Raw genomic sequence first — 7,065 nt, forward strand, 5'->3', positions numbered from 1 at the left:
CGCCGCTTATCGCTGTGCAATCTATTTCTCATTGACACATGCCGTGCGGTGGCTGGACAACTTCGGGTTTGCTCAGCTCGGAGGCCGTTTTCCGGGCGCGGTGAAGCGAATATCCTGGCTTTCTGGAGTGGTCAGCGGGGCGCGACTTCGGCGGCGAAACGGTCGCGTACCCGGCGCCGCCACAGCTCGTAATCGGGCACCCGGGCGGAACTGCCGGGCGTCACCACGGTGTCGTCGGCGAGCGCGACCGCGTCGGCCACGTCCAGGCCCGTGAGCGCCTGCCCCGTCGCCGCCGTGTGCTCGGGGACGTGGCCCGAGTAGTGCCGGGCCTTCGTCGCGAAGACCGAGCCCTGCGCCAGCTCGCCCCGGTGGTGCCCGGCCTCCTCGCGCAGTGTGGCCGCCGTGCTCGCGGCGCAGCCGCCCGCGAACGTCGCGGCCAGCCCGACGCCGCTCCACAGGTCCGGCTGGCGGTGCGCGGCGAACGCGTGCACCGCCGCCGACACCGCGGCGGGCCGTCCGCCGTGGATGAACCACAGCGCCCGGCCGACGCCCTGGTCGGCGGCGCGCGCGAAGTAGCCGGGATCGCCCTGCCAGGGGTACGGCTTGGGCACGCGCTGCTCGTCCACCCAGCGGCGGGTGTGGAAGTAGGCCAGGTCGAAGCCGTATCCGTCGACGGCCAGCCAGCTCATCGTGGGGTGGTACGGCGTGCCGTGCAGATCGGGCAGCACGTCCTTCCACAACACCCGGGGCAGCCGGGCCATGGCGAAGCCGATGCCGATGTAGGCCAGGAAGATGTGCGGCTGCCCCGGCCCCATGAGCAGGTCACGGGTACGGTGGCCGCGCCGAGGGCCCATCGCGTCGAGCACCGTGAAGGCCATCGTGGCCCCCTCGTAGGCGAAGCCGCGCTGCTCCGCGCCGACCAGGTCGAGCCGCCGCTCCAGCTCCCACTGGCCGCGGCTGTCGATGCCCCACTCGAAGCCGCAGACGACCGCCTGCGGGATCGCCTCCAGCCGGGCCGTGGCCGCCGTGTGCTCGACGGGGAAACCGCGGCCGGCGAAGGTCACCTCCGCCAGGGAGGGCGCCAGGGCGAGACGGCGCAGCGAACCGAGCAAAGTGGACATGAGATCTCCTCCTTCAGGACCAGGGCGCCGTCGGGTACCACGGGATGATCTCCCGCCGGGCCAGCAGGCGGACGTCCCAGTACAGGAACAGGAAGACGCCCGCGATGATCAGCGCCGCGCCCGTCACCAGGGCCGTGCGCCCCGACAGCCGGCGGGCCAGGCCGCCGCCGAACCGGGCCAGCAGCACGGCCAGCACGGCCATGACCACGATGTTGCCCAGCGACTGCAGGACGAACGCCGCGGCGCCGTACAGCGGGTTGCCGCTCTGCGCGGCGTCCCTGAACAGCTCGCGGAACAGCGGGTAGGGCCGCCCGATGAGGAAGCCGCCGATGAGCGCGCCCAGGAAGACCACCCGGGCGCGGGGGAACCGGGCGAACGGGTCGGGCGCCAGACCGAGCGCGGCCAGGCCCAGGTAGAACAGCACCAGGCCGATCACGCCGAAGACCACCATCGACTGGACGGAGCGCGCCGACAGGGCGCCCGCCACGTTCTGCGCCGTGGAGAACTGCGGCATGGACGTGCCCGCCAGTCCGACGATCGCCCCGTACCCGGCGGAGACCGCGACCGTGCCCGCGCTCAGCCAGGCCATCGGGCCCAGCGCCCGCGCCGCCGCGGCGCGCCAGGTGCCGCCGGTGCTCATGAGCGGGGCCACCGCCCCGAACACGGCCACGTTGCACGCCGTGAACGTGCCGGCCAGGCCGCTGACGAACGCGAACAGCACCCCGGCCGCCACACCGGCGATCGGCTGCTCGGCCGCGCCCTCGCCGAGCAGCGTGTCCATGACGCCGAAGCCGATGACGCGGTCGACGAACTCGGCCGACCAGACGACCGTGAGCAGGAAGCCCGCCAGGCAGCTCAGGACCACCACGCGCAGGCGCGCCGACGGCGCGGGACCCGCCGCCGTCATGGGGCCCGGTGCGGCGGGCACGGGGGAGGTACGGGTTGGCTCGCTCATGTCGAGTCCTCTCGGCCGGGGAGGGGTCAGCTCGCCCAGACGCCGAGACGCCAGCCGTCATGGCCGCCGCTGGGCAGCGGCCTGCGGACGTGACCGGACGGATCGGACCAGGCCGAGCTCTCGTTCCTGGCCGCCTCGGCGACGCGCCGGACGACGGCCGCGATGATCGCTTGCAGGTCTTCGGGGGTCGCCTGCCCCCGCACCACGGTGAGTTCCATGCCTTCGACGCTCGCCCGCGACCGCGCGCGGGCGCAACTTCGTGGATGCCCGGTCAGCTCCGGCCCTGGTCGTCGAACTCCACCAGCAGCGGCAGATCGGCGCGGCGGCTGATGTTCAGCTTCCGGTAGGTGTGGGTCAGGTGCTGCTCGACCGTGCTGACGGTGATGTAGAGCTTGGCGGCGATCTCCCGGTTGCTGTAGCCGGCCGCCGCCAGCGCGGCCACCCGGCGCTCCCCGACGCTCAGCACGCCGATCAGCTCGCCCGGCAGCGGGGAGGGGGCGGCGTCCACGTCGGCGGCCGTGGCCAGGGCGCTGAGCATCGGCGCGGCGCCGCACTCGGCCGCCGCGGCCTGGGCCCGCCCCGCGACCGTCCTGGCCCGGCGGTACTCCTCCAGCGACTCGTACGCCTCGACCAGGTCGAACAGCGCCCTGGCCAGCTCGTACCGGTCGCCGGCCAGTTGCAGGTACTCCACCGCCTGGCGCAGCACCGCCGGGCGGCGGGCCGGCTCGGTGACGGCGGCCTTCAGCCGCAGGCCCATGCCCTGCCCCCGGTACGAGCCGGGGCCGCAGGCGTCCAGGTGGCCCTTGATGAGCTCCTTGGCCTCCTCGACCCGGCCCATGCGCAGGCACGCCTCCGCGGCGTCGGCCTGCCAGGGGGTCAGCGCCGGGTTGTTCAGCCCCCAGGCGGTGGCCAGTTCGCCGCAGCGCAGGAAGTCGTGCAGGGCCGCGGGGAACGACTCGGTCGCCAGGTGGTAGCGGCCGCGCGCGTACAGGTAGTGCAGGCCGTACCTGGTCTGGAACATCGGGTCGGCGACGGGACGGTCGAGCGGCTCGCGCACGGCGTCGTAGCGGCCCATGGCGGTCAGCGCGATGATCAGGTTGGCCAGCGGCCCGCCGATGGCCACGCCCCAGCTACTCATCGGGATCGTGTCCAGGGCGATGCGGGCGTGCCGCTCGGCGGCCGGCATGTCGCCCTGCCGGATCGCGATCTCCGCCCGGATGGCGGCCAGCCGGGCCCGCCTGCTGGGCGCCCGGCGGGCCTCCGCCTCGTCGCCGAACAGGTCGCACAGGGGCGCCGCGCGCTCGCAGCGGCCCGCGTAGGTGAGGGCGAGCAGCGAGTTCTCGACGACGTCGAGGGACATCTCGTCCAGCCGCGCGCCTTCCAGGATGCGCTCGACGCCGTCGAGGCTGCGCTCGCACGGGCCGCGGGTGAGCACCTCGGCCAGGGCGAGGGTGGACTCCAGCCGCCGGTTGACGGCGACCGACACCATGCCCGCCAGGATCTGCTCCCTGGGCGGGTTGGCCACGTACCCGGCCAGCGGCGGGCAGGTGACCCGCAGCCACAACTGGGCCACGACCAGCTCGGCCAGCGTCGTCTGGTCCGAGGCGGGTGTCTCCTGGTCGAGCTGCTCCAGCACGTCGCGGGCGTCGTCGAAGCGGCCGTGCCACAGCAGCGCCCGCGCCAGCACGACCGCGTCGCTGCCGCGCAGGCTGCCCTTCTGCAGGGCCTCGGCGAGCTCGTCGAGGTGCCCGGCGGGCGCGGCCGGGTTGATCCGCCACTCCGCCCGCACCAGCATCGTCATCAGCTTGGAGCGCTGGAGCTCGTCGGTGCATTCGCGCCAGGCCAGCTTGAGGTAGGCCACGGCCGACTCCACCTCGCCCTTGCGCAGCGCGACGAGCGCGGCCTCCTCCAGCGTCGGCACCACCCAGGCGGCCTCCACCTTCGACGCCTGCAGCAGCCGGTCGGCGACCACGCAGGGCGTCACGCCCCTGGTGTAGGCGAGTTCGGCGGCGCGGCGGTACAGCTCCCTGCGCTCCGGCAGGTCCATGCCGGCCAGCACGGCCGAACGCACCGCCTCGTGGCGGTAGCGGCCGGAGGTGAGCAGGCCCATCGCCTCGATCGTGAGCACTTCCCTGCTCACGTCGGCGGCGGGCAGCTCCAGCATCTCGGCGATCCCGTCGGCCTCGCCGAGAATGGCCAGGCCCTGCGCCACCCGCACCGTACGCGGGTGGCTCCGGCGCACGCACGCCTCGACGGCGCGGACGAACCGGTCGCCGACGGCCGGTTCACGCGGCGGCTCCGCGCCGGCCCGCAGCCGCTGCCGGTAGTCGGCGACCAGCTCGCCGGCCAGCAGCGGGTTGCCGCCGCTGATCGAGTGCCACTCCTTGGCGAAGCGCTCCGCGGCCGACAGGCCCACCCGCCCCGCCACCAGCGCTGCCACGCCCTTGGGTGACAGCGGCGCGAGGCGCAGGAAGCGGCAGTGCGGCAGCGGCAGCAGGTCGGTCTCGAAGTGCCGGTGGGCGCTCTGGGTGTCGTCGAGCGCGAACAAGGCCACGATCCGCGCGTTCCTGACCCGCCGCGCCAGGTAGGCCAGGCACAGCAGGGAGCTGCGGTCGGCGTGGTCCACGTCGTCCACCGCGACCACCAGCGGGTAGCGCTCGGACAGGTCGAGCAGCACCGTGACCAGCGCGTGCACGACCTGCGGGTCCAGCAGCCGTTCGGCGTCGGCGTGCGCCGCCGTCGCGGCCAGCACGCCCTCGTCCAGCAGCCGTTCCGAGCGCTCCCGCTCCTCCTCGACCAGGGGGGCGTCCCTGATGAGCTGGCGGAGCACGCCGAACTGCAGGTCCTGCTCGGTACGGGAGCCGGTCGCGGTGACCGCGAGCGCCCCCAGCTCGATGGCCTGCTCCGACAGCGCGCGCAGCAGGGCGCTCTTGCCCATCCCGGCGGGGCCGCTGATCAGCGCGTCTCGTCCCTTGCCGAGAATGGCGCTGGCGACGAGCGACTCCAGGCAGGCCATCTCCTCCTGCCGTTCGATGAGCGTCATGGCCGCCTCCCAAGGATGTCGTGTTGCGCTCACGCTAGGCGGGGCGGGTATTCCGGCTCTATCGTCCCGCCATCCGGCGGCCTCAGCTCAGCGAGCCGAAGCACGCCGAGTAGAAGTGCGGGGTGATGAGGACCATGATCGTGTTCATCGCGCTCTCGTCGAGCAGGCGGAACGTCAGGACGATCTCGGGATAGACCGCGCGCAGCCCGAGCGCGACGAAATAGGGGTCGCTGTCGAAGACGGCCCGGTACAGCCCGCGGGCGAGTGCCAGGCGGCTCCACACGCGGATCGACCCCTCCTCGTCCGTACGGGCCTCGGCCTCGGCGGTCCACACCCCGTCGGAGTCGTGATCGAGACGTACGCGCAGGTCAGCCGCCCCACGGCCGTAGACGGCGTCCTGGACCTGCACCGCGATTCCCATGTCACCTCTCCGCAGCGATCCGCGGGACGGCACTCGCGCGGCCCGGCACACGGCCAAGGTTGGCCGCGCCGGCTATTGCCCTGGCCACCGTCTCGCTATCGTCCCGCTATCGCCGCCCGATAGATCCGCGCCCGCCGCTCGCCGCCCGCCGCGGCCCGGTGCTCGGGCCGGTGGCCGCGTCGAGCGCGCGCATGGTGTCCGACCTGCCCGGATGGCGGGCGAACAGCGCCGCGATATAGGGCTGATTGCGCTGCGTGTGAGCGTCATCACCAGCCGCGAACGGAATCGCGGACAGCCACACGGAGGTAGCTCGACATGACCGCCACCACGAAGAAGACGGCCCGGACCCGTATCTCCATCGCCATCGTGTTGAGCGCCGTCACCGCCGTCTGCGCCTTCTCCGCCCCCGCCGCCGCGTCCACTTCCGGACAGAGCGGCCGGCCGGGTCAGCCGGCGGGCACAATGGACTGGCCGTGGGGCTTCGTCCAGGGCGTCTTCCCCAACTGAACGTGACAGGGATCGCGGATCACCCCGAAACCGAGAGCTGGCGACCGATCAGCGATCGTTGTACCATCCACGCAAACCACGGCGAAAAACCGCGGGAAAAGCGCTAGTCGACGCCGCTCACCATGGCGATCACGCCCGGATTTGCTGCTCCAGAAGAAACATCGTTGGCTACGGGCAATGATTTCTTTGAGGAGACGCGGGTGGAATTTCGGGTCCTGGGTGCGCTTGAGGTCGGTGCGGATGGCCGCTTGCTGGATCTCGGGGGGTCGCGGCAGCAGATCGTGCTCGCGGTGCTGGTGCTGAACGCGAACCATTCGGTTTCGCAGGACCGCCTGGTGGAGGCGATCTACGACGAGGACCCTCCGGCGACGTCGCGGGCCCAGGTGCAGATCTGCATCTCCGGCCTGCGGCGGCTGTTCGCCGCGCACGGCCACCCGGAGATGATCGTCACCACCCGCCAGGGCTACATGTTGCGCGTCCCCGCCGACGCGATCGACCTGCGCCGCTTCGAAAGCCTGGTCGGACGGGCCAGGAAGGCGCGCGACGACGGCCGCCACCGCGAAGCCGTCCAGCACTATCGGGACGCGCTGTCGTTGTGGCGGGGTCCCGCGTTCGAGGGGATCGAGAGTCGTTCGGTGCAGGCGCTGGCGGGCTGGGCGGCGGAGCAGCGGATCACGGCGAACGAGGACTGCATTCAGCGGGAGCTGGAGTTGGGGCGGCATCAGGAGCTGGTCGGTGAGCTGACCCGGCTGGTGCGCGAGCACTCGCTGCGGGAGGGGTTCGCCGCCCAGCTCATGACCGCCCTCTACCGTTCCGGACGCCAGGCCGAGGCGCTCCGGGTCTACCGCGAGGCCCGGAGGGTGATGATCGAGGAACTCGGGATCGAGCCGAACGAGCGCTTACAGCAGCTCGAAGCCGCCATCCTCACCTCCGACGAGAGCCTCGACCCGCCCGCCCCGCCCGTCGAGGTCCCCGCCGAACCGCGCGTCGCGGTCGCGTCCGTGCCGAACATGCTGCC

At 72.6% G+C, this 7,065-nt stretch carries 7 protein-coding genes; 2 read left to right on the forward strand and 5 right to left on the reverse strand.

Annotated features, from left to right (window positions below; genetic code table 11):
* Positions 1-131: 131 nt before the first annotated feature.
* From FAF44_RS42555 to FAF44_RS42575, 5 genes are all read right to left on the reverse strand, one after another.
* Positions 132-1,121, reverse strand: a complete 990-nt coding sequence (locus tag FAF44_RS42555) for a DUF1702 family protein (protein ID WP_237109085.1) — start codon at positions 1,119-1,121, stop codon at positions 132-134.
* Between the two features lie 13 nt (positions 1,122-1,134).
* Complete coding sequence (locus tag FAF44_RS42560; protein ID WP_237109086.1) at positions 1,135-2,076, reverse strand: hypothetical protein; 942 nt, start codon at positions 2,074-2,076, stop codon at positions 1,135-1,137.
* A gap of 26 nt (positions 2,077-2,102) precedes the next feature.
* On the reverse strand, positions 2,103-2,294 hold the full coding sequence (locus tag FAF44_RS42565; RefSeq protein WP_237109087.1) for an acyl-CoA carboxylase subunit epsilon: 192 nt from the start codon (positions 2,292-2,294) through the stop codon (positions 2,103-2,105).
* 53 nt (positions 2,295-2,347) lie between these two features.
* Positions 2,348-5,119, reverse strand: coding sequence for a LuxR family transcriptional regulator (locus FAF44_RS42570; protein ID WP_237109088.1), 2,772 nt, complete (start codon positions 5,117-5,119; stop codon positions 2,348-2,350).
* An 82-nt stretch (positions 5,120-5,201) separates the two neighbouring features.
* Positions 5,202-5,540 carry a hydroxyisourate hydrolase gene (locus tag FAF44_RS42575; protein WP_237109089.1) on the reverse strand — a complete coding sequence of 113 codons (339 nt, stop codon included), beginning with the start codon at positions 5,538-5,540 and terminating at the stop codon, positions 5,202-5,204.
* Between the two features lie 315 nt (positions 5,541-5,855).
* Here FAF44_RS42575 and FAF44_RS42580 point away from each other — a divergent pair, with 315 nt between their 5' ends.
* Together FAF44_RS42580 and FAF44_RS42585 are read left to right on the forward strand one after the other, a co-directional pair.
* Positions 5,856-6,047, forward strand: a complete 192-nt coding sequence (locus FAF44_RS42580) for a hypothetical protein (protein ID WP_237109090.1) — start codon at positions 5,856-5,858, stop codon at positions 6,045-6,047.
* 248 nt (positions 6,048-6,295) lie between these two features.
* The coding region (locus FAF44_RS42585; RefSeq protein ID WP_237109091.1) for an AfsR/SARP family transcriptional regulator at positions 6,296-7,065 on the forward strand (770 nt) is incomplete at its 3' end.

It is taken from the genome of Nonomuraea sp. MG754425 (assembly GCF_021699195.1).
Lineage (GTDB): Bacteria > Actinomycetota > Actinomycetes > Streptosporangiales > Streptosporangiaceae > Nonomuraea.